20 protein-coding genes and 2 pseudogenes are annotated in these 22,220 nt (G+C 40.3%); 12 read left to right on the forward strand and 10 right to left on the reverse strand.

Annotated elements, in window-relative coordinates:
• Positions 1-459: 459 nt before the first annotated feature.
• Together NWP25_RS11870 and NWP25_RS11875 are read left to right on the forward strand one after the other, a co-directional pair.
• Positions 460-1,296 carry an alpha/beta fold hydrolase gene (locus NWP25_RS11870; RefSeq protein WP_280699487.1) on the forward strand — a complete coding sequence of 279 codons (837 nt, stop codon included), beginning with the start codon at positions 460-462 and terminating at the stop codon, positions 1,294-1,296.
• Positions 1,297-1,335: 39 nt separating this feature from the next.
• Entirely contained in the window at positions 1,336-2,547 is a 1,212-nt protein-coding gene (locus tag NWP25_RS11875; RefSeq protein WP_280699480.1) for an inactive serine/threonine-protein kinase VRK3, read from the forward strand.
• Here the strand turns inward: NWP25_RS11875 and NWP25_RS11880 are convergent.
• From NWP25_RS11880 to NWP25_RS11890, 3 genes are all read right to left on the reverse strand, one after another.
• On the reverse strand, positions 2,537-5,248 hold the full coding sequence (locus NWP25_RS11880; RefSeq protein ID WP_280649754.1) for a hybrid sensor histidine kinase/response regulator: 2,712 nt from the start codon (positions 5,246-5,248) through the stop codon (positions 2,537-2,539). The two genes, NWP25_RS11875 and NWP25_RS11880, sit on opposite strands and share 11 nt — an antisense overlap.
• Positions 5,249-5,253: 5 nt before the next feature.
• A complete protein-coding gene (locus NWP25_RS11885; protein WP_280649753.1) occupies positions 5,254-5,706 on the reverse strand; it encodes a response regulator in 453 nt (150 codons plus the stop codon).
• A gap of 120 nt (positions 5,707-5,826) precedes the next feature.
• Positions 5,827-8,085 (reverse strand): sensor histidine kinase, encoded by a 2,259-nt coding sequence (locus NWP25_RS11890; RefSeq protein WP_280649752.1) that lies wholly within the window; start codon positions 8,083-8,085, stop codon positions 5,827-5,829.
• A gap of 501 nt (positions 8,086-8,586) precedes the next feature.
• Here NWP25_RS11890 and NWP25_RS11895 point away from each other — a divergent pair.
• From NWP25_RS11895 to NWP25_RS11905, 3 genes and pseudogenes are all read left to right on the forward strand, one after another.
• Positions 8,587-8,673 (forward strand): annotated as a pseudogene (locus tag NWP25_RS11895) (IS200/IS605 family transposase); the annotation flags it as partial.
• Positions 8,674-8,864: 191 nt separating this feature from the next.
• A complete protein-coding gene (locus NWP25_RS11900) occupies positions 8,865-9,293 on the forward strand; it encodes a response regulator (RefSeq protein WP_280649751.1) in 429 nt (142 codons plus the stop codon).
• A gap of 190 nt (positions 9,294-9,483) precedes the next feature.
• Positions 9,484-9,837 carry a hypothetical protein gene (locus NWP25_RS11905; RefSeq protein WP_280649750.1) on the forward strand — a complete coding sequence of 118 codons (354 nt, stop codon included), beginning with the start codon at positions 9,484-9,486 and terminating at the stop codon, positions 9,835-9,837.
• A gap of 281 nt (positions 9,838-10,118) precedes the next feature.
• On the opposite strand, the gene NWP25_RS11910 is transcribed toward NWP25_RS11905, so the two are convergent.
• From NWP25_RS11910 to NWP25_RS11920, 3 genes are all read right to left on the reverse strand, one after another.
• A complete protein-coding gene (locus NWP25_RS11910) occupies positions 10,119-10,358 on the reverse strand; it encodes a DUF4327 family protein (protein ID WP_280649749.1) in 240 nt (79 codons plus the stop codon).
• A 503-nt stretch (positions 10,359-10,861) separates the two neighbouring features.
• A complete protein-coding gene (gene rbfA / locus NWP25_RS11915) occupies positions 10,862-11,290 on the reverse strand; it encodes a 30S ribosome-binding factor RbfA (protein WP_280649748.1) in 429 nt (142 codons plus the stop codon).
• A 121-nt stretch (positions 11,291-11,411) separates the two neighbouring features.
• Complete coding sequence (locus tag NWP25_RS11920) at positions 11,412-11,618, reverse strand: DUF751 family protein (RefSeq protein WP_280649766.1); 207 nt, start codon at positions 11,616-11,618, stop codon at positions 11,412-11,414.
• A 159-nt stretch (positions 11,619-11,777) separates the two neighbouring features.
• Here NWP25_RS11920 and NWP25_RS11925 point away from each other — a divergent pair, with 159 nt between their 5' ends.
• Positions 11,778-12,605 (forward strand): DNA adenine methylase, encoded by an 828-nt coding sequence (locus NWP25_RS11925; protein WP_280649747.1) that lies wholly within the window; start codon positions 11,778-11,780, stop codon positions 12,603-12,605.
• Positions 12,606-12,887: 282 nt separating this feature from the next.
• Here NWP25_RS11925 and NWP25_RS11930 read toward each other — a convergent pair whose 3' ends face one another.
• Entirely contained in the window at positions 12,888-14,099 is a 1,212-nt protein-coding gene (locus NWP25_RS11930; protein ID WP_280649746.1) for a HetZ-related protein, read from the reverse strand.
• Between the two features lie 371 nt (positions 14,100-14,470).
• Complete coding sequence (locus tag NWP25_RS11935; protein ID WP_280649745.1) at positions 14,471-15,121, reverse strand: L-threonylcarbamoyladenylate synthase; 651 nt, start codon at positions 15,119-15,121, stop codon at positions 14,471-14,473.
• A gap of 172 nt (positions 15,122-15,293) precedes the next feature.
• Here NWP25_RS11935 and larC point away from each other — a divergent pair, with 172 nt between their 5' ends.
• Entirely contained in the window at positions 15,294-16,550 is a 1,257-nt protein-coding gene (gene larC / locus NWP25_RS11940) for a nickel pincer cofactor biosynthesis protein LarC (RefSeq protein WP_280649744.1), read from the forward strand.
• 54 nt (positions 16,551-16,604) lie between these two features.
• Here the strand turns inward: larC and NWP25_RS11945 are convergent, their stop codons facing one another.
• Positions 16,605-17,213 carry a hypothetical protein gene (locus tag NWP25_RS11945; RefSeq protein WP_280649765.1) on the reverse strand — a complete coding sequence of 203 codons (609 nt, stop codon included), beginning with the start codon at positions 17,211-17,213 and terminating at the stop codon, positions 16,605-16,607.
• Between the two features lie 198 nt (positions 17,214-17,411).
• Positions 17,412-17,897, reverse strand: a complete 486-nt coding sequence (locus NWP25_RS11950; protein ID WP_313958972.1) for a DUF6658 family protein — start codon at positions 17,895-17,897, stop codon at positions 17,412-17,414.
• Positions 17,898-18,135: 238 nt separating this feature from the next.
• Here NWP25_RS11950 and NWP25_RS11955 point away from each other — a divergent pair, with 238 nt between their 5' ends.
• From NWP25_RS11955 to NWP25_RS11975, 5 genes and pseudogenes are all read left to right on the forward strand, one after another.
• Positions 18,136-19,056 carry a YbhN family protein gene (locus NWP25_RS11955; RefSeq protein ID WP_280699489.1) on the forward strand — a complete coding sequence of 307 codons (921 nt, stop codon included), beginning with the start codon at positions 18,136-18,138 and terminating at the stop codon, positions 19,054-19,056.
• A 772-nt stretch (positions 19,057-19,828) separates the two neighbouring features.
• Positions 19,829-20,047 (forward strand): annotated as a pseudogene (gene ndhL / locus NWP25_RS11960) (NAD(P)H-quinone oxidoreductase subunit L); the annotation flags it as partial.
• A 23-nt stretch (positions 20,048-20,070) separates the two neighbouring features.
• On the forward strand, positions 20,071-20,382 hold the full coding sequence (locus NWP25_RS11965) for a DUF3007 family protein (RefSeq protein WP_280649742.1): 312 nt from the start codon (positions 20,071-20,073) through the stop codon (positions 20,380-20,382).
• Positions 20,383-20,458: 76 nt separating this feature from the next.
• Positions 20,459-21,304, forward strand: coding sequence for a tryptophan synthase subunit alpha (gene trpA / locus NWP25_RS11970; protein WP_280649741.1), 846 nt, complete (start codon positions 20,459-20,461; stop codon positions 21,302-21,304).
• Between the two features lie 202 nt (positions 21,305-21,506).
• Positions 21,507-22,169, forward strand: coding sequence for a heterocyst differentiation related protein (locus NWP25_RS11975; RefSeq protein ID WP_280699482.1), 663 nt, complete (start codon positions 21,507-21,509; stop codon positions 22,167-22,169).
• Positions 22,170-22,220: the final 51 nt, after the last annotated feature.

A 22,220-nucleotide genomic window follows, 5' to 3' on the forward strand; every position in this document is an offset into this window, starting at 1 on the left:
GCAACGGTCTGAGGATGTCTTTGACAATCTTGGGAAATGAATTTATAATCATTATCAATTATTATATTTTAATACTTCGCCCAGAATTTACCATATTTTGGGCTATTTTTATCACCTCTTTCTTAACATTCAACACTTGTGGGGTTATGGCATTTTATAATCTGTGAGGGAGAATTATTTGTGTTAACCTGTGTAGTCTATGCTACATCTGTAGTGAATGGATTCTTTGCCCGAAAGGAAAATGACGGAGCCAGGGAAAAAATTAAGAGTCTCATAGCTCAAGTCAGTTAAAGAACTACTTTCTTCTCTCTAAAAGATGACTTATGTTTTTTGTCTGTGTCCTCTGTGTGTCTGTGGTTCGTTATGACAATGTTTCACCACAAAATTATAATGAATATTTTTAGGTTGTCATTCCACCAGGGCAAAAAAGTGCTATAAACCTGTAATTGTTTTATGATTATGCCTTTACGTCAAACTTTATCAAAACATGATATTGAACTTTCTTATTTGGAGTGGAAGGAAGGTAAAAAACCTTTATTACTGTTACACGGTTTAGCCGATAATGCCGTGGTTTGGTTACGTTTGGGAGATGAGTTAGCCCCGGATTATCACATAGTTGCGCCAGATATGCGCGGTCATGGTCAAAGCAGCAAGCCAGAAAATGATTATACCTTTGCTAGTGCCATCGCTGACCTGGAAGCGCTAATGGATCATTTGGGATGGTCTTGTGCACAGGTTGTCAGTCATTCGTGGACGGGGAAATTAGCGGCTATCTGGGCGAGAGAAAATCCACAGCGTTTACGCAGCATGGTTTTGGTTGACCCGATTTTTATCTGGAAAATGCCTAGCATATTGCGGTTAACTTTTCCTCTGTTGTACCGTTACTTATCTTTTCTTAAAGGTATGGGCCCTTTTGCTAGTTACCTAGAAGCAGAAGCACAAGCTCGTCAGTTAAATCAATATCAAGGATGGAGTAGCTTACAACAGCAAGTATTTCAAGCGGGAATTGAAGAAAAAGTTGATGGAAATTGGGGTAGTAAATTTACTATTGCTGCCCGTGATGGTATTTTTGCAGATGTGATGTGCGTACCTGGTTTCATTTACCCTATTGACACTCCCACGCTGTTTATACAGCCAGAAAAAGGTCTTAATCGTCAAGAGTGGCAAATCAAACCTTATAAAACTCATTTGCAAAATTTCCGCCTCTGTCAAGTTCCCGGTAATCATTGGCCATTTTTGACTGCACCTGAAGCATTTAACCGGACTGTAGCAGCATTTCTCGCAGAATGTCAGTAAAACAACTCTGACTGAACAAATTGAAGTCTTAATTTAATCATGAGCCTTTGTATTAATCCAGATTGTCCTCAACCTCATTACCCTAATCATCATCAAGACAATTTTTGTAAAAGCTGTGGTTCCCCCTTGGAATTAGCGGGACGTTATCGGGTAGTAAGTCTGTTGAGTGACAAAAACGGTTATAGCAAAGTCTATGTAGCAGATAAACAAAATACACCAAAAATCTTGAAGGTACTGAATGAAGATTTATCAAATGACCCCGGAGCAGTAGAACTGTTTTGCCAAGAAGCATCACTTTTAAAACCACTGAATTATTCAGGTATTCCTCAATTTGAGGGTTATTTCCAGTATCAAACGAGAAATGGTTTGGTTCTGCACTGCATTGTCATGGACAAAATTGACCAGCCTGATTTGGATAGGTGGTTAGAGCAGCAAAATCATTTGATTTCTCCAGCAGCAGCCGTGGAATGGTTAAAACAATTGGTACCTGTAAATGTGGTCAATAATTCTGCGACTCATGTAACTGTACCAAGATTAACAAAAGATTCAGAAGCGGTACCTTTAAAGGCTTTATTTGCAGCGCTGTTAGTTTCTTTCGTTTTACTCAGTTTTACAGCTTTAGCGACCATTTCGCCGAGGTTTGGGACTTTGGCAACAACAGCACAATTCCGGCAAAAAAAAGGTACAGTTGATTACTTTGCTTATGAAAAAGGACGGGATAGTAAAGGTAAAATTGCTCAGTTTAATATAGCTGTTTTATCCAATGAATATAAATGGCTAGCTGGGAGTAATTTTCAAGTTCAATCAGATGACGAAGTTATTAGTGTTGAGCTTTTAAAGTTGAACTTAGAACAAGAAGGTATACAGCAAATAATGGAAGAACCTACAGAAATAATTTCTGTAGGTGTGGCTAGTTGTGGCGGTAATCCAGTAGTTGAAGAACGCCAAGCTTTAGAACGTTCTCAGCAAATTCAACGTTTAGTAACTAGTTTATTTAGCAATACTTCTAGTGTCCAAGGCTATCGTTTATTAAATCTCGGTCAATTTCAAGGCCGGAATTGTCAGAAAAATCAGGATGTAACTGCATACGCAAGAAGTGTGATGATTATTGGTGTGAAACCAGAATCAGAAGATGTAATTTTAGATGAAGCTTTACGGGATAGGCTGGAAAATAAACCTTTTGCTGATTTTAGGTTAAAGGATTATTCTTTGGGAGCAAGGGCAAGTTTTAAAACTATACCTAGTAATTGATGATGGCAGTTTGAGAAGGTAACTTGATGGTGAAACTAGCTCCTAGCCCTTCGCCTTTACTATGTGCTTCAATTGTACCTTTGTGTAATTCTACCAAATGACGGGCGATGGCTAATCCCAGCCCTAAACCATTTTCCTTGCAAGCAAAATTTGCCTGACGATATCTTTCAAAGACATAGGGCAAAAATTCCGCCTGGATACCAACACCTGTGTCACTTACCTGAAGAACTATTGAGGATTCATCACTTTTTCCCAGTCGCACCTCCACCCGTCCACCAGGAGGAGTGAATTTAATGGCGTTGGAGAGTAAATTATTTAAAATCTGTAGCAGGCGGTTAGCATCACCGAGAATCAGGGGAATAGATTCATCAATTATGGATTCTAAATGAATGCCTTTAGCATTAGCAGGAGGATAAGCAGTTTCCATGGATGCTTTGACTATGTTCACTAGTTGCACTGGGGCGACTTCTAGCTGCAACTGACCCCGGAGAATGCGGGACATATTCAATAAATCTTCTAGGAGTTTTGCTTGAGATTGAGCATTGCGTTCGATGGTTTCTAAAGCATTGTTCACAGTGTTTGCAGGTAGTTGGCGAGTCCGCAGTAATTTTGCCCAACCGAGAATAGCATTAAGTGGCGATCGCAGGTCATGAGATACCATAGCCACGAACTCATCTTTAGTTTGGTTGGCTTTTTCCGCTGCATTGCGGGCTGCTTGTTCCATTTGCAACAGGCGGTTCCGTTCAGCCTCTAATTGCTTGCGCTGGTCTATATCAGTGCTGGTTCCAAACCACTTGACAATTTCTCCTTGGTCATTTTTGATGGGTACACTCCTGACTAAATGCCAACAATAGCTACCATCACGTTTTTGATAGCGTATTTCTTGTTCGTACCCCCGGCCTGTCTCCAAGGCTTGTGTCCATTGCTGCATGACTGAGGACACATCATCTGGATGTATAACTTTTGTCCAGCCAAACCCTTGGGCTGATGCGATGGTTTCCCCAGTTAATTCATACCATTTTTCATTAACATACTCACATTCTCCTTGAGAATTGCACATCCAGACAAGTTGGGGTATGGAGTCTGACAAATAACGGTATTGTTCCTTACTTTCCCGCAAAGCTATTTCCACAAGTTTGCGTTGGCTAATGTCTGTTGTACTACCTACTGTTCGTACTACCTGCCCATTAGTATCTCTAATAATTATTCCTTGGTCCAGTACATAGCGATACTGTTGGTCTTTGTGACGCATCCTATACTCAAAACTATAGTATTTTTGAGTCTTAAAAACATCTAAGAATTGCTGGTATAGTCGTTGTCTATCTTCTGGATGAATTTTTTCTATCCACCATTCATGACTGGGATCTACTTCCTCTAAAGAATAGCCCAAAATTCGAGTTAGTCCTTCAGTCATATTCACAGTACTGTTTTTTATATCTCTGTCGTAAATCAAACAATTAACTGCTGCTGCTGCTAATTGAAAACGCTCGTTACTTAAACGTAGCTGTTCTTCTACTCGCTTACGCTCAGTGATATCAAAAGCTGTACCGACAATTTGGCGCGGCGTACCTTCAACATTCCTGTTAAATACAGTATCTCGACTACAAAACCACAGCCATTCACCGTTGGCGTGTTTTATCCGATACTCAAAATCTAGAATATCCCCATCCTCACAGGAGTTAATAAGTTGCCAATGTCCAGCCAATCCTACTTGATCTTCAGGATGTATTAAAGACGAGATAAACTCAGTACCCATATTTTGAATTTGTGAGCAAGTATAACCAAGTAGTTTGCTAACTTGACTATTGGTATAGACATTGCGCCTTGCTATCAAATCATAAACGTACAAAACTCCTGGTATGGTATCAGTAATACCTTCGATGAATTGCTGACTTTTTTGTAACTTTTCTTCTGCTTGTTTTTTTTCCGTCACATCTCGCCAAGCAGCAACAAAGCCATCCCCCATTTTGGTGATACGAATATCAATGACTTTGGCTGATTGCTGTTGCTGATTAAAAGCAGTATAAACGAGTGATTCTTTAACTAATGGCCGACCCGTTTCCACAACTTTGCAACATTCATCAAACAACCCATATTCTGGTATATTCAACAAAAATTGGCTGATATCTTCGCCTTGTGGTTTAGAACTGATTTGGCTGAATTCATAGGCTGCGGGGTTCAGATAATCAACAAGAAAGTGGAGAATTTTGCCCGTTTCATCACGCGCGGCAGAAAAAATGCCGAAACAATCCAGCAGATTTTCAACAGAAGTGCGGAAACGTTCCTCGCTGCGTTGCAATTCTTGACTAAGTTGAGCATTTTTAATTACTGAGTGAATAGTAGAGCGCAAATGCTCACCACTGGTTTGTCCCTTAACTAAATAGTCTTGGACACCACTTTTCATAGCCTGTACAGCTACAGCTTCGTTACCATAACCAGTTAACATAATTACCGGTGGTATGATTTGCGGTGATTGCTGTTTTAATTCCGCCAAAAATTCCAAACCATCCAAGTCTGGTAGTAAAAAGTCTAATAAAATCACATCAGGATGAAACTGCTGATATAGTATCAATCCACCTTCTCCCGATTCTTCTTCGAGAATTGAGTAGTTGTATTCTTGGTCTTGTAGCAGATAGCGACAATAAGCCTGGCGATCTTCAGCACAGTCATCCACAATTAAAATAGTTAGCGGTTGCGTCATAACTACTAGCTAACAGTATCAGGGAGTATTACAATGTTTAACCAATAAGTAATAAAGCTTTGAATAGTTTCCACCAATTTATTGAGATCAATTGGTTTTAACATATAACTAGCAACGCAATATCGGTAACATATTTCAATGTCTTTTGGATTAGATGATGTGGTAAACACAACTACAGGTATACATCTCAAGTTTTCATCTTGTTTGATTTCCTCTAAGATTTCTCGCCCATCAGTTCCCGGTAAATTGAGGTCGAGTAAAATCAGAGCAGGACGAGGAGATTTTTCGCAATCACTGTAAGCTCCTGCGTGGTAAAGGAAGTCTAGCGCCTCATCGCCATCGCTACAGCGAAACACAGGATTGAGAACAGCTTGTTTTTTCATGACTCGACATAAAGCTTCAAAGTCCTCGTCGCTATCTTCAATTACTAACAAAGGCTTGGCAAAATTAGCAATCATGGGTTTTAAGTAAGTGGGCGTAAATAAAGTTAGTTACAAAAGCTGGCCATCAGCCGTTAATCAGAAATTGAGCTGTGTTTAGGTTTAGTAAGATCCTTGGGTAGATTTCTGCTGACTTACTTACTCCACTGGTTGTAATGTGAAATAAAAGGTACTACCTTCACCGTAGGTTGACTCTACCCAGATTTTACCGCCATGTCGTTCTACTATTTTTTTGGCGATGGTTAAACCCGCCCCAGTACCTCCGCCATATTTACTTGGCCCGTGGAGTCGTTTGAAAATGCGGAAAATTGCCTCAAAGTGTTTATCTCGAATACCAATACCATTATCTCGGACGTAAAATGTGATTGGTAATGAAGGCTGATCTATATAACCAATTAAAATCCATTTGTCAGGTTTATCGTTGTATTTGATAGAGTTAGCAATCAAATTATTAAACACTTCACCTACTTGAACGCCATCGCAATACACTTTCGGTAGTGGTCGGGGAATTTGAATGTCTACGTTCATTTCCTCAATGCGAGCGCTCAAGAAGTCTAAACTACGATGTAAAACATCATTGAGGTCTGTTAGCTGCATAGAAAGGTCTACTCTCCCCAGACGAGAAAAATGCAAGAGGGAATCAATTAAGTCTTCCATTCGCTGGGTAAGACGAATCAATGTTTTTAATTTTTGTCGGCCTTCTTCGTTGATGGTGTCACCGTAATCTTCAATCAGGAAATTAGAGTAATTGTGAATACCCCGAAGTGGTTCTTTTAAGTCATGGGAAGCAATGTAAGCAAAAGCATCTAATTCGTGATTACTGCGTTGTAGTTCGACATTGAGCTGTGCTAGTTCATCTGCTTTCCGCAGCACTACAGCAATAATTGCACTTCTCAATTCTAATGCTGCATTCACTTCGCAGGATTTCCAAGGTAGAGATTTTAATAAAACTGTTTCCTTCCATAATTCAAAAGATTTCCGGGGTGATAAACGAATACTGCCATTTTCTTTTATTTCTACAGGTTTATTTGGGTTACCGCCCCAATTTACAGTTCGTACTACTTCTGGACGAAACCATAATATATAGTTTTTTTGAGTTTTGGAAATAGAAAGTACCATTAAACCGCTTGCGACATCCCGCAATTTTTCTGCTTCTGGGTAGACTTCAGCTAAGGAGTCAGTGTAGAAAATATCCTCATGGTGGTTGTGACTTATCCATGCGACTAAATCGTGAATATCTTCTTCTTCCGGGCTGTTACCTACTGTGAAACATTTACCATGAAAACAAACTGCTGCTCCTTGAGCATTGACAAGATTGAGGAGATTTGGCTGTTGGTTAATTAAAGCGTCAATAAAGTTATTTTCTGATGACATATACTCCACTAACTTGGAATGGCAAGATTTAACCTCGATTTTAGATTCCACGTCTTCATTACCTTCTTTAGCAGCCATTTCTAAAGATGTCATTTGCCCTAAAAATTCACAAGCATTACGAATTTCGTAGGGAATATATTTAGGTGATTGATGATGACAAGCAATTAATCCCCAAAGTTTTTCATTTTTGATAATGGAAATTGACATAGATGCCATTACCCCCATGTTGTGCATATACTCCAGGTGTAAAGGCGAAACGCTCCGTAATACTGACCTACTTAAATCTAAAGGTTCATCAGTCAAAGGATTATTTCTGGGCAAAATTGCCGCAGGCTCATAGTAAGTATTAGGTATTAGTCTCAACCAATTTTCGGTATAGAGTTTTCTGGCTTGTGTGGGAATATCAGAAGCAGGATAATGTAACCCTAAATAAGGTGTCAAATATTCTGGCTTTTCTTCAGCAATAACTTTACCATTCCAATTTTCATCAAAGCGATAGAGCATTACTCTATCGAAACCAGTAATTCTCTTAACTTCTTGGACAATAATTTGACTTACTTCTGCTAATGAAGATGCAATTTGTAGCTTTGACATTGCTACTTTTACTAAATGATAAAATTTAAAAAAACCATTGTTTTTTTCTAAAAATGTAGGTTCTAACTCTAAAATTAACAATCCATTGTAACGGTGAATAATTCCATCAAAATGTGTAGGTTTATTATTAATATTGATGGTGAATTCTATGGGATTAATAATTGGTAAATCTTGTTGATTTAAACAATCTTTTAAAAAAATAATTTGTTCTGATTCTAGGAAATAGCTTAAATTTTGATTTAGTAATTTTTCGGGAATCACACCAAATAACTGTAATGTATTATCGCTCACTTGTAGAATAGTTAAATCTGTTTCTTTTAGGACAATAATTACCCCATGTGGCTGAATAAAGCCAGGGATATGAATTGGCTCTTTATTGCAGTTGCTGATGTCAAATTGGCTAGGGATGGGAATATTGTTAATACTCACGTTTTCGTCCTGGGAATTACAAGTAGTCTTGAGACTAGCTCTACTATGATTGTATTTTGATGTACTAGTCTTGTTGGATTTGTCAAATACTCCTAATGGTTAGATTTGCATAGTCCCCAGTTCCAGCATAACGATAATAAAGATATAATTAGTGGGAATACTCCTAATGATTTGTAATTACCTTCACTAGCAGTTGACAATTCATGTAAAATTGTTGTATTTTGGCGCAAATCTATGTTTATCACATTGTAAAGAAAAGTTAAGAAAGTGAATTAATATAACAAACTATCAAAATATTTAGATTTATGTAGCTTTTTTACTTATCTTCTGGTTTATACTTAGTTCAGAGTTTCGCTTTGATTCAGCAACCCCCAATTAAAGTCTGGAAGTTGTCAAGAGCTCAGGTACCGTTTTTTGCTTCATTTGTCAATGTATAAATATTATATTATGGAACCCACATACTCGTGGGCTTTCTGCTCTAATATCTGTAACTTCTAGGCATTGGGTCAGAATTTCCAAAATCTGAAAAGCCGACTACCTTCCCTGTGGACTAATTCTTATTTTGTTTTTATTTTGTTTGGACAGTAGGGTAGCACCGCTAGATGTAGTTAAAATATATATTCAAAACCAAAAAGAAACTTCATGGGGAATAAATTCCCCTAGGGCTAGCCCCCATAAATAAAATTCAAGGACTACCTCACCGCAGTTAGTTTGGTGTAGGATCAAAACAACCAGTTGGTCACAAATAGTTATAAATAATTATTACTTTTCCAACAGTAATGGCAGAAATTATACAAGCTACTCTGGTTCTGGCTGGATTAAGGATTCTCGTAGTGGACGATGATGAGGATAGCCGCTTTTATGTTACTACAGTGTTGGCCGCCGATGGGGCGACTGTTTTCACCGCTGACTCAGCAGTAAAAGCACTGGAAATTTTACCTGGGTTGCGGCCTGATGTGTGTATCTGTGATATTGCTATGCCTGGTGAAGATGGTTACAGTTTAATCCGAAAAGTGCGAGGATTAAAGCCAGACAAAGGGGGAGGAGTCCCGGCAGTTGCTTTAACTGCTTATGCAGATACGGAGGATTCTATCCGTGCTTTAAAAGCCGGATTTCAGGTTCATCTGGCTAAACCAGTTTCCCCAGAAAACCTAGTGGCCACTATAGCAAATTTAGTGAACTTTGTCAATGACCATCGCTTTTTTTGACATAATCACCGACCTATAATGTCGGTGATTATTGAGGGTCTTATTCCCTATCCCTTTAAAGTCTCCCAATGAAATTATGGCAACTTGTTGCTATTGTGCCCAAGTATCAGCAAAGTATCCCCAGAAAAACGACAAAATTAAAACCGCTCTTCCTGTAACATAGGTAGTTATCAATTAGTTTTTATTAATCATGTCTTCAACTACTCTGACACTGAACTTGGTTGAAGGTTCCGTCTCCTTCAGTTTTACACCCCAGGCAGCACGGGAATTAAAGACAGCAACAGATGAGTTAATGGAACGTCTAAAAGCTGTGGCCGCTAAACCCACTCCAGGAGGCGGTAAAGTTACTCCTCAGCCTCCTTTAGAGTATCGCTACACTGGCGAGGTATTTTTAGAAGTTTTTTGTAATCCCAATATTTGGCCTACTCCCTTTGCTGCTAAAGTGTTGCTGACTATCCGCGATCTGAACATTCGCTTAACTACAGAAGCTGAACTGACGCGAATGATTGACGATGTTAACCAGTATTTAGAGCAAGTAAGTTAAAAAAAAATTACCGGGGCAGTTTTATGATGTTAAACTACCCCAGCTAGCAAATCTACATTCCGATAGTCAAGTTATCAAGGCGGGATTAACGCATTCGTAACTTGAAAAGCTGCATCAGTTCAGATTCTAATGTTTGTACCTCAATGGAAAACCTAAGATTTTGGATGGGGAAATATATATCAAAACTAGAGATTATCCCTCAATTTAGCCGTCGGGTTACTTGCTGTCAAATATAGACATCCAAAATAAACTCCCAATCCAAAATTTAAATCACATACTCATTAGTCGTTTTCCCATTGTTCACGACCAATCAGATCGCCAATGCGATCGCGTAATAAAAAGTCGCATTTTTCTAACTCGCATTCAACGCAAACCCACTCTCTAGCTGGAATGTATTGGCAGAGTGTATATATTGGTTGTTGGCGACTAACCACCCCCTTTTGTACCAGTCGGCGTGCTTCATCTTGGATGACATCCAAAGAATAGTAAGAATTGATAGAAGGCACCGTATTCACACTCATCGTTTTTACTCACAAAGTTTACAAGTAGATAGCATTCCCATTAATTACTGGGAAAAAACATGGCAAGGATTAGACTTGTGGCTAGGGTTTTGTAGTTTGCTATACGGAACTTATTTTATTTTGACGTTATACACATTCAAATTATCTAAAGAAATGTTAAGAATGTCAACAAATGCTGACGAAAAAGAAAGATTTACGTGAATTTGTGAATTTTGGCTGCGAAATTTTGGCTGCGAGTTGATTTTGATTGTGGATTTTGGATTCATCCTACACATCAATCTGGATCTGGAAGATTGGGGATTCCGTAGTTGGCTTTTCCCCGGCTGAAAAGCGCGGGGACTCTCCAATGGTTCGTGTTACCCCAAAATAAATCTGCTGCTATCTGCTTGCTACTACAAACTCTTTACACTTTGTCATGGTTACATTAAATCAGAGGGCATCGACTCGTGTCTGTCAACTGTTTAGCCAATTCCCTAGGGATTAATTGTTCTAAAGAGACATTGTTAATCAGTTACCTCTTCAGAAGATTCATCATCTGCATCGGTGGTATTGTCAGCTACTGTGAAATTTTGAGGCGATCGCTCGTACTCTAGTTTATTTAAAAGCGACAGCACTTTAGTACCCCTTTCTATGGATTTGTCTTCGATAAAAATGACTTCTGGTGTACGACGGAGCCTAACTCGTGAACCAAGTTCGCTACGGATAAAACCGGTTGCTGACCTTAAGCCTGCCATTGTTTCTGATTTGGCTGACTCTGTACCATAAATACTGACATAGACTTTGGCGTGTTGTAAGTCACCGGAAACATCTACATCGGTAACACTGACCATTCCTGTACCCACGCGATCATCTTTAATACCATGGAGTAGCATTTGGCTAACTTCCCGTTTAATCAACTCAGCAACGCGGGAAACGCGGCGATTAGTAGCCATAAGATCCTGCCTCCTCACAGAGGTGATACGACATAATTATAGATAAACTGGAGAAAACAAAGCTGGAATTATTCAATGCCCATAGCTGTTGCTTCTAGAGTAAGACCTTGAGGATTTGAGCTTAAACTGCACTCAAGCCCAGCATAGCCCGGAGGGTGAGACTGACAAAAACTAGGCTACCCACAAAGAAACTTAACAGAGCAATCAAGGTGACAGGGCGTTTTAACAGTGGCATTAACGGCTCAACCGTGTTGAGAATCACCCCTAACAGGATAGTAATGAAGTAGCGTGGGTAGCGAAAGACGTTATCCCAAAATCCGTCAAACATTTGAATATAGGCTGCCTTGTTATACAATTAGATTTGTTCTCATATCCATTTAATTGTAATCTATAGAGCCAAAAAATTACTAATCTCATCAAATCAAATCTGCTTCTTCAGTTATATTTTGTTATTTTAGTAGCTGATTTTTACTTCAACTGCAAATAAATGGTAGGTCGAATCTCCACAGCAACTTGCCCGCGTCCATTTTTAAAGTGGGCAGGGGGGAAAGGTCGGTTAATCCCACAGTACATTACCTATTTTCCCAAGGAATATAAAACATATTACGAGCCATTTTTAGGTGGTGGAGCTATTTTTTTCTATCTACATCCCCTGGAGGCAAGATTAACTGATATTAATACAGAATTAATTACTACTTATCGCTGTGTTAGAGATGATGTTGAAAACTTAATTTGTCTGCTGCGAGAACATCAAAACCAGCATAACCCGGAGTATTATTATGCAATGAGAACCCATGTCGGAGGTAGTGATTTAGAAAAAGCTGCTCGTCTTATCTATCTGAATAAAACTTGTTTTAATGGACTGTATCGGGTTAACTCCCAGGGTAAATTCAATGTCCCTTTAGGAAGATATAAAAATCCGAATGTTTGTCCTGAAGATATCCTTAGATCTGCATCAAGAGCACTTTCCACTACGGAAATTAAACCAGCAGATTTTACAGATGTTCTGAATTATGCCACTAGCAGTGATGATTTTGTTTATTTTGATCCACCATACCATCCTGTAAGTAAAACCAGTTATTTTACAGCTTACAGTAGCTATTGCTTTGGCGAAAGTAAACAATTTGGACTCAGGGATATATTTGCACAATTAGCCGAGCGTGGTGTAAAAGTCATGTTATCTAATTCAGATTGTGAGTTCATTCGCGAAATTTATAACAAGTTCAATATTTACACAATATCAGCAACCAGGTCTATTAATTCTAATGCCAAAAAGCGGGGCAATATCACTGAATTACTAGTTACTTCTTATTAAATCAGAATAACTGTCAATCTCTAAACCGACTTTTTCAGCACCCATGAAACCACTTACTGGTTTAAAAGGGACTAAACTCGCTAATAGCCTACATTTCCATGGTCAAAACCAGGGGCTTTAACTCGTTTTTTGGCAAGGTGATTTCCCCATATTTTTCTCTAATTATCCTCAATGAAGAAAAGTAGTAGAGGGAACTTTTTCTAGTAGTCTATGGGGAAATTGATTGGTAAAAACATCTATAATTCAAGACGTAGAGCTTGGCTGTATTTACTGTTAACACAGTTAAATGTCATTGTTGCCATTACGGATATCCCATGCTACTTCTAGCATCCGAGTCCAACGCTTTTGTACTTGTTTAGGTGTGCATTTTACAGCTTTAGCAATGGACTGATCACTCTTTTGGCTAATTTTCAAGTGCAAAATTTGTTGCTGCTCAGGAGATAAGACACTCAAAAAAGTTTCCCATTGCTGAGAATTTAAACCCAATTTGTGCTCTAAACCAGCACCTAACCATTGATGAACTAATTGCCATTGGTGATTTTTGGCGAATTTTTCCACATGATATTTAAAACGTTGTTGCAGATAGTCACGCTCACGGCTAGTGATGCCGAGAATTTCGTCAATTTCTGGTGCTGAGATATCTTGTAGTTTCAGCATCAGGTAGTCCACACAGTCAGCTTGACCTTGAGCTTCTAAGTATTTTGTCAATTCCGTAATCACGCGATCGCGCTCTGAATCTTCAGATGGGTCAAAGTTAGTTTGAGCAATCATTTGTGATCTAATCTGTTGTACCGCCGAGTTACGGTGGTAAATTTCTGCTTCTTCGCTTTTGGCTGATTCTACAGCCATTTCAATGTCAACAGTGGTTTCTTGGGGCTGACGACGGGCAAAAGTTTGGGCACGGAGGATGATTAATTGCTGATTATTCCCACCTGGTAAAGTAATGCGGCGTTTAGCATATTGCTCTGTAAATGCGATGTATTCTGCCAATTCTAACTGAGTACGGGGCTTGTAATCCGATGGTAGTTCACTTTCGCGTCGAAAAGCTTTGATAGCTTCCATGTAAAACCCTTGCAGAAAGTCTTCAATGAGATTGTAACGAGCATTAAACCCCAACTCAGAACCAGAAAGTGTCACATGGCGATAAATCATTGCACCCAGATTACTATGTAGTTCCACTCTTGCGCGTCTGGAACCCAATTGGTAGTAATACAGGCATTTTTGCAGGCGATGTCTGGCTAAATTTACTTGCCATGATTTGATTTGCCCAGACTTTTGGATGCGGGCGCTTTTATGACATATTCGTTCTACTTCTGTAGCGATGCGGTTTGATACAGCTTGTATACACTCAGATGAAGCTTTGACTTGAGCGCGCATTTCTTGATATAGCAATTTTTTCAAGCTATTTTGATTGTCGTCTAACAACTCTGATGGCGAAACATTGCAGAAAAAGGTGGATTGAAAAATTGGTAGATTTGCAAAGTTGGCTTTCATGACTTTTCTGTGAGTGTGGTATGCACCGTAACTACAACGCAGATACAAAAAATAAGGCCAGCTTTAGTTGGAGAACTATTTAACATTCTCAAAACTCAATGCAAGCACTGCTGACGTATATATGTAAGACTTTAGGCAATTCCAAAAGTTACAAAGCAAGCAGTGTGTCGCTTTTTGTAGAAGCAACCACATTGAGTATGCCACAAAGACATTTGCCACGCTGTAAAAGTGGTAAAAAGACTTGCTATATCGACATTGATCGTCATCCTGTTTTACATACTGCCAGATATTATGAGTATGACGATCTCAAAACTGGATCATTTTGATAACAGTTCACTCAAATTGAGGGAGTAGGCTGTGACGTTTGTTTGTTATACCAAAGCAGCTGCTGCTTCCCAACCTAAACCTCGCCTTGTCATCATTGGTTTGTCTCCCGTTAAGTCCAAAATCGTAGACACCTCATAAGTTGGTTCCTCTCCGGTGTCTATAATTAAATCAACTAACCTATCCCAACGGTCAAATAGCTCTACCTGGGATAGTCTAGGTTCTAAATCTAGCTCTAATGATTCATCATTTGGTGGGAGATGTGCTGAAGTTGAAATAATGGGATTTGCTAAGGATGTTAACAATGCCAAACAGACAGGATGGTCTGGTACACGAATCCCGGTAGTTTTTCGCTTGGGGTTTTGTACTAGTCGGGGAACTAACTTGGTGGCCGGCAGTAGAAAGGTGTAAGTCCCTGGTATCAGGCGCTTCATCATCCGATAAGCTGTATCACTTACAAAAGCATAGGTGGCTACATCTGATAATGAAGGACACAAAAATGTCAATGGTTTATCATTAGCTAGCTGTTTAATTTGCCGCACACGTTCCACTGCCGATTTGGCATTTAAATCACAACCGATAGCATAAACTGTGTCTGTAGGGTAGAGCATAATTGCGCCATTAGAGAGCGCTGACTTTATTTCCTCTATACGGCGGGTTTGTGGATTATCAGGATGGACAGAGAAAATTTTTGCCATATTAAGTTCTGAATGAGAGGTGGGGAATTGTGGATTCCAGGCAAAATAGAAGATTCCGTGTTATGCATCTTTTGACCGATGGATGAGTACATGACACAAATACCCAAAGATTGACATCAAAATAGTTGTGCAAGGTTTGAAAATTGAAAATAAAGTTGATTCACTTATCCATATGATTAAAGTTGCCTACCTTCAATGTCCGACGGGAATTTCTGGTGATATGTGCCTGGGTGCTTTAGTAAGTTTGGGTGTTCCCGTGGAGTATTTAAGTGAGACACTTAATAAATTGGGAATTGCCCAGGAGTATAAGCTCAGAGTAGAACTGGTGCAACGCAATGGTCAACAGGCAACTAAAGTTAATGTTGATTTGGTACACAATCATTACCACCACCACGAACATAGTCACCATCACGGGCGCCATTTGCCAGAAATAGAGAAGATCATCCTCAAAGCCCAATTGCCATCACGGGCAGAAGCTTGGAGTTTATCGGTGTTCCGCCAGCTGGCAGTGGCAGAAGGGGCTGTGCACGGCATTGCCCCAGAGAAGGTACATTTCCATGAAGTGGGCGCTGTGGATGCAATTGTGGATATTGTGGGCACCTGCTTGGGTTTGGATTGGTTGGGGATTTCCAGTAATCATGAGGGATTACCGATGCTATACTGTTCAGCACTGCCCACGGGTGGAGGCACAGTACGTGCAGCCCACGGCGAGATGGCTGTACCAGTTCCCGCTGTATTGAAGTTGTGGGAAATGCGAAGTTGTCCGGTCTTTAGTAACGGCATTGACAAGGAACTTGTGACACCAACAGGAGCAGCCATCGTTACTACTCTAAGTACAGAGTTTGGTTCACCACCGCCAATGACCATCAAACAAGTAGGACTGGGAGCAGGAACAATCAATTTACCTATTCCTAATATATTACGTCTTTGGCTGGGGGATTGCACTAATAATTCTGAAGATCCCAATGGCAATTTAGAAACTATTACTGTACTGGAAACACAAATTGATGATTTAAATCCCCAGGCCCTTGGTTATGTTTTTGAAGCCTTATTTGCTGTTGGTGCTGTGGATGTTTTCACTCAGCCTATAGGGATGAAAAAGTCCCGTCCAGGAATTTTATTAACTGTAATCTGTCATCCAGAGAATATGCTTCCTTGTCAAGGAGTTTTATTCCGGGAAACTACTACTTTAGGTATTCGGCGCAGTACCCAACAGCGTGCTATCTTACAACGGGAAATTCAATCTGTACAAATTGAATATGGCAAAGTGCGAGTTAAAGTAGCATGGGAAGGACAAAAGCAAGATAATTCTATCACCAACGTCCAGCCAGAATATGAAGATTGTGCAGAATTAGCTCGAAAGTACAATATTCCCTGGCGTGAAGTTCAACGATTAGCACTACATACTTGGTATTTACAAAATCAATAGCCATTAGTCATAAGCGGAAAAAACCCCAGTTAACGGGGGTTCTTTGATTTAGAACTAATCTAAATCAGCTGCTCTAATTTTTCTTTTTACTACCTCAGCTGTGTCTTCAGCTTGGCGTTGGAGAGTAGTCGTGGTGTCTTCAGCTTGGCGTTTGACATTTTTAGTCAAGTCTTCAGCAGTGCGTCCCAGATTTTTTTGCAGGTTTTCTACTCCGCGCTGTGTTCCCTTGATGACACCTTTACCTAATTCTTCGGCAGAACTGCCAATATCTTCACCAAGGCCCTTGACTCGTTCATCTAAGGGTGTACCTTCTTGATAATTACGGATATATTGTTCTGCACTATCAACACCCTTTTCCTCAACGTTTCTCCGCGCATTTGCGCCTAGTTCTGCGGCTTTGATATTTGCTGCTTTTTCGGCCGCCTTAGCTCTGGGATCTAGGTCGCTAAAGTTATTCATTCCCCCCTCCGGGGTGCTGAGTTGATAATTCTTTGTCGGATTGTATCGTTCTACATTAGGTGGTTGAGCGTTGGGTTGTGGTGGCTGTTGGGTTATTTCGGGACGATTACAGGCTTGTGCTATGAATAAAAATGTTGCCGCTAAAAAGACTGTTAAAATTTTAACAGGACGTATATTTTTTAGCCAATTCATAACTTTTTTCATCATGTTACTCCTGAAATGCTGGGGATTAAGTTAAACTTATGCTGCACTCAGAGGCGATTAATTGCGTCTTTAATGAGCAGTTGTTGAATTAAATTTGTGGGTAAAACAAAAATTTTACTTACCGATTTTACTTACCAACGCCTGGATTTTTTGGTAATTCAGGTGGCTAACTGCCTTGTTTTCCAAAAAACTAGATGCTTATTTAACAGTATCTTCCACTGTTTCAATGGGTTTTTGAATGCGAGTTCCTACATCTGGTTCTCGTTGAATTAAACCCCCTGGTGCTGGTGTTTGGAAGTTTTCCTCCGTGATGATTGGCAATTCTTTTTCTTTGGCAATTCTACCTATAGGTGCATCAGCCCCAGGGTAAAGTATTTGGGAGTCTCCATTTATGGCAATCAAATCTTGTAAATCTGACTGTAGATTAGCTCGATTATTTTCTTTTTTCTCTTCGGCATCAATGGCTTTAGGATCACTGGTCATTCTATATTTAGTATATTTGTCTCCACCATATTTATAAGGGTTGTTTGCGCCACCAGCTTGGACGGGAGGATTTTGGGGTTTTGCACCCTGAGGATTTGCGCCACTACAAGCGGTACTAATTATCAATAATAGACCAGCTACAAAGATGGTTAAAATCCGCCGGATTTTTAACTTTTTCCCAAAAGCTATGACAGTGGTCATCTAGCCCTCCTTTGACAGTAATATAGGCCTTTAATTTGCTTGGTTTAGTAGTTTGGTGAATCAGCAGGTTTTTGTTATTTGGTAACCCTTACCAAGATTACGAATAAAACCATAAGTTTACCTCTAGCGTAGGTCACATTATACTTGCTACTAAAAACAGACTTTTATCTAACTCTAGAGAGATATCTGGCGGTAATTAATTGAATTTTGGTGATTAAAAGTATTTTTGTTTATGCAAATGAAGAAGCAAATTTTACCCTGGCTAATTTTAGGGGGAACGCTATTTTTTTTAGGAAAAGCACTGAATGCTCACTGGTCTGAAGTGATGGCGATGCAAATTGACGCTGTGGGATGGTCAATCCTTTGTATAGCTACAGGTGTAACTTTGCTGGCACATATTTGGGGTGGTTGGATATGGACTTGGATTCTCAAGGAATTAAATCAACCTGTGCCATGTGCGGAGTTTATTCAAGTATACTTAAGAACAAATATTGCTAAATATTTACCTGGTAATGTCTGGCATCATTATGGGCGAATTGTGGCGGCGAAAAATGCTGACATTCCTGCGGGTGCTGCTACTTTGAGTGTATTGCTAGAACCTCTATTAATGGCGGCTGCGGCTTTAATCATGATTATTGTCTTAGGTAGCCAATTTGCAGGTACTACTGTTACTGTGTTGGTAAAAATATTACAATTTTTCAATTTGGCTGTGGTGCTTTGTGTGGTTCATCCCCGATTTTTAAATCCAGTAATTCGCCTAGTCTATAAGTTAAAAGGGAAAAAATCTACTAATACCAGTGAGCCTACAACTGCTTTTAAAGTTAAACGCTATCCCCTCAAACCTTTGTTGGGGGAATTGGGCTTTTTATTGTTGCGTGGTACTGGGTTTATTTTAACTGTGTTTGCCCTGACTCCGTTGCAGGTGAACCAATTACCTCTGTTATTGGGGGCTTTTAGTTTTGCTTGGTTGTTGGGTTTTGTGGTTCCCGGTGCGCCGGGGGGATTGGGTGTATTTGAGGTGACGGCCATGGCTCTTTTGCAACACCGCTTTTCTTCGGCTGTGATTATTAGTGCGATCGCTTCCTATCGTTTGATTAGTATTATCGCTGAAACTGCTGGTGCGGCTTTAGCCTTCCTGGATGAACGCCTAGGAAGCTAGGTTTTCATACAGGTTCTTTGAAGTGGGAAACATAGCGCAATGCGCCTGTTACTCAAAGGTTTTCGGCATTTTCACCATAAAAACTGCCTGTGTTCATTTAGGCAGGTCTCTTGTATTTTAAGTTTTTCAGTGGGGGTGGTGGGACTTGAACCCACACGACCTTTTACGGTCAACGGATTTTCATTCTCTCGCAGCTTTCACTACCACCGGGTTTTAACAACCTTTGGCTTTGAGAATTGGACTCTCCCTTTACCCTCGTCTTAACGTTAGGGTAGCTCCCGTCGAGTCTCTGCACCTTCCGACCACGAGTTTTGCAACTCAGCACTTGTTTCGGCTTGGCTCAGGATTGCCTTGTCTGTGAACAGATTTAGGTTTCCCTGAATTTGAGAGCTTCCACTTGAAAGATTTCTCAATCAAGGCTCAGTTTTCTAAGTCCGTAGCGTCTACCATTCCGCCACACCCCCATATTGGTGGGCAACTAGTTTTCTTTCGAGGCGGTAAATACCTCTAGTCCATTTCAGCATTAATTAGGTCTTTTGTAAAACTAAAATTGAAAGTTTTTTTTCCGCAACGGATCCGCACTTTTCAACTTTGCTTAACTAAATGACTTTTTTACTGCCTTTGCCAGTTTAGCATCTATCTCAAAAATATGCCAACAATTTTTTGAGATTTACAAAAATCAATGTCTAATCTAACCAGGCTTTCCTCTGGCTGGGGGTTCAGCCTATGATGGGAAACAGATGCACTCGATGTTTTTGTCCACTTCAAGAGAAAATCTATGATTGTAGCCCTGCTGTATCTGGCTTTGGCTGGAGCTTACCTGTTAGCAGTTCCTGTTGTTGTTATGGTGTACCTGAAACAGCGCTGGTATGTTGCTAGCTCCATTGAGCGGACTGTAATGTATTTTATGGTGTTTTTGTTTTTACCTGGGTTGTTGCTGTTATCGCCATTTGTGAATTTGCGACCCCGGCGACGACAAATTGAAGTTTAAGAGGTTGGTAGGTCATAAATCTCATGCGACGCATTGATGCTATTGGTATTGGCTTGGGTGTTTTTATTGCTGGTGGTTTGGGATATGTAGGATTACAGCTAGTGGGTTTAGATGATCTACAAGCTGGAATCTGGAGTCAAGTGTTGTTGGTGAGTGGCTTGGTGGGCTGGTTAGCTTCTTACATATTCCGCGCGGTGGGAAATAAAATGACCTACCATCAACAACGGGAAGAGTATGAAAAAGCTTTTCTCCAGAAACGCCTGGATGAACTCTCTCCCGAAGAATTAGCAAAAATTCAAGCAGAAATAGAAAAAGAATCACAAAGTCAAGTGTAAAGTTATCATTGGTCAGTTATTTTTTGTTTGTTAACTGGCCAGTGACCACTGACTTATTATTTTTTATTTTTGACTAATGACTGCAATTTCTGATTGCTTTGACACCTTAAGACGAAATCAAGAGTGCGCTTTGATTCCGTTCATTACTGCTGGAGATCCGGATTTAACAACCACAGCCGCAGCGTTGCAAGTTCTGGATCATCATGGCGCGGATATGATTGAACTCGGTGTTCCTTACTCTGACCCTTTAGCGGATGGTCCAGTGATTCAAGCGGCTGCTACCCGTGCTTTGCAACGCGGGACAAAATTAGAACAAGTTGTGGAAATGTTGCAAACTAGCACTTTGAGTTTGCGATCGCCCATTATTCTGTTCACTTACTACAATCCTATTTTGCATTGTGGGATTGACAAGTTTCTAGAAAAAATCGCTGGGGCTGGAGTATCAGGATTGGTAGTTCCTGATTTACCTTTGGAGGAAGCAGCGGATTTGCTCAAGCCTGCTAGTGAAATTGGTATTGATTTAACTTTGTTGGTGGCTCCTACGAGTTCAAAACAAAGGATAGAGGCCATCGCTCGTTCTTCCCAAGGTTTTATTTATTTGGTTAGTGTCACTGGTGTAACTGGGATGCGAAATCAAATGGAGTCACGAGTCTCAGATTTACTGCGCGAAGTTCGTAGTATTACAGATAAACCCATTGGAGTAGGCTTTGGCATCTCGGAAGCTGCACAAGCTCGTCAAGTCAGACAATGGGGAGCAGATGCGGTAATTGTGGGTAGTGCCTTTGTTAAACGTTTAGCAGAGGGGACACCGGAGCAGGGACTAAAGGCGATCGCTGAATTTTGTCAAAGTCTCAAAGCTGCGATTAAAACAACTGACAAGAAGAAAAATACTGAACTTGCACAAAACGAGAAAGTAGATTAAAAAAAATAACAGTGCTGTTTTTTTACCGTTATTTGGTGGACAATTTAGCAAATATAGTTTTGAATGTTAGCAGTACATAATAGTCTGTAAAAAAAACTAGCTAGTCCGGTCGCTGATAGTTGAGTGTTATGTGGGGTTTGAGTAGGCGAACAATGATGAGTATGAGAGTGATTAAGTCACAAGTGAGAGAGGAGCAAAGGCGATGAGTGAAAGTATGGCATTTATCGGCGGAGTCGCAGTGGCTGGACTGGCGGCGCTTGTATTGCTCAGGGGAGCAGATAGTCCCTTGCAAAGTAATTTCGCTGTCTCTTCTCCGCAGATACCAGCCAACCTAACACTGCCCATGATGCCGTCAGCCCCAATGTATCCGTCTTATGGGGTAAATCCGTATTATCCTAACCCCAGTCAACCACCTGCTGCGGCTAATCCAGAGCAACGGGTGGAAATGGAACGGCTAAGTATGCAGTTGGAACGTTTAAAAAGCGACAATGAGCAGCTAAGAGCGCAAAACCAACAATTGCAATTCCAATTCCAAAATTGGAATAATCAGCAAATCCAAGTAGCCCAACAAAATAGCCAAAAAGTTGCATCAGAAATATTCAAGCCTCAAACTCAAGAGCCTTGGTGGTCTTCACCCATCATCTGGGCAGTAGGAGGCGCAACTCTCACTATTGGTGGTGGTGTTGTAGTTGCTGGTGTATTGGCTTTATTTTCACCACGGCAGCGTCCTGTTCGGACAGTGCAAGTTATGCCTTACCACGGACCTACCCAGCCATTAGCCCCTATACGTCGGGCTGAATTTTTGCCTTCACCAAGGGTGGAAGCAAGACGAGTGGAAACGTCAGAATATGACGAGATACATTAACGGCAAATTCACTCTGTCATACATAGCTTTGAAACTACAGTGAAATTTGTA

Origin of the sequence: Umezakia ovalisporum Ak1311 (assembly GCF_029891685.1) — a bacterium.
In the GTDB taxonomy this organism is placed as follows: domain Bacteria; phylum Cyanobacteriota; class Cyanobacteriia; order Cyanobacteriales; family Nostocaceae; genus Umezakia; species Umezakia ovalisporum.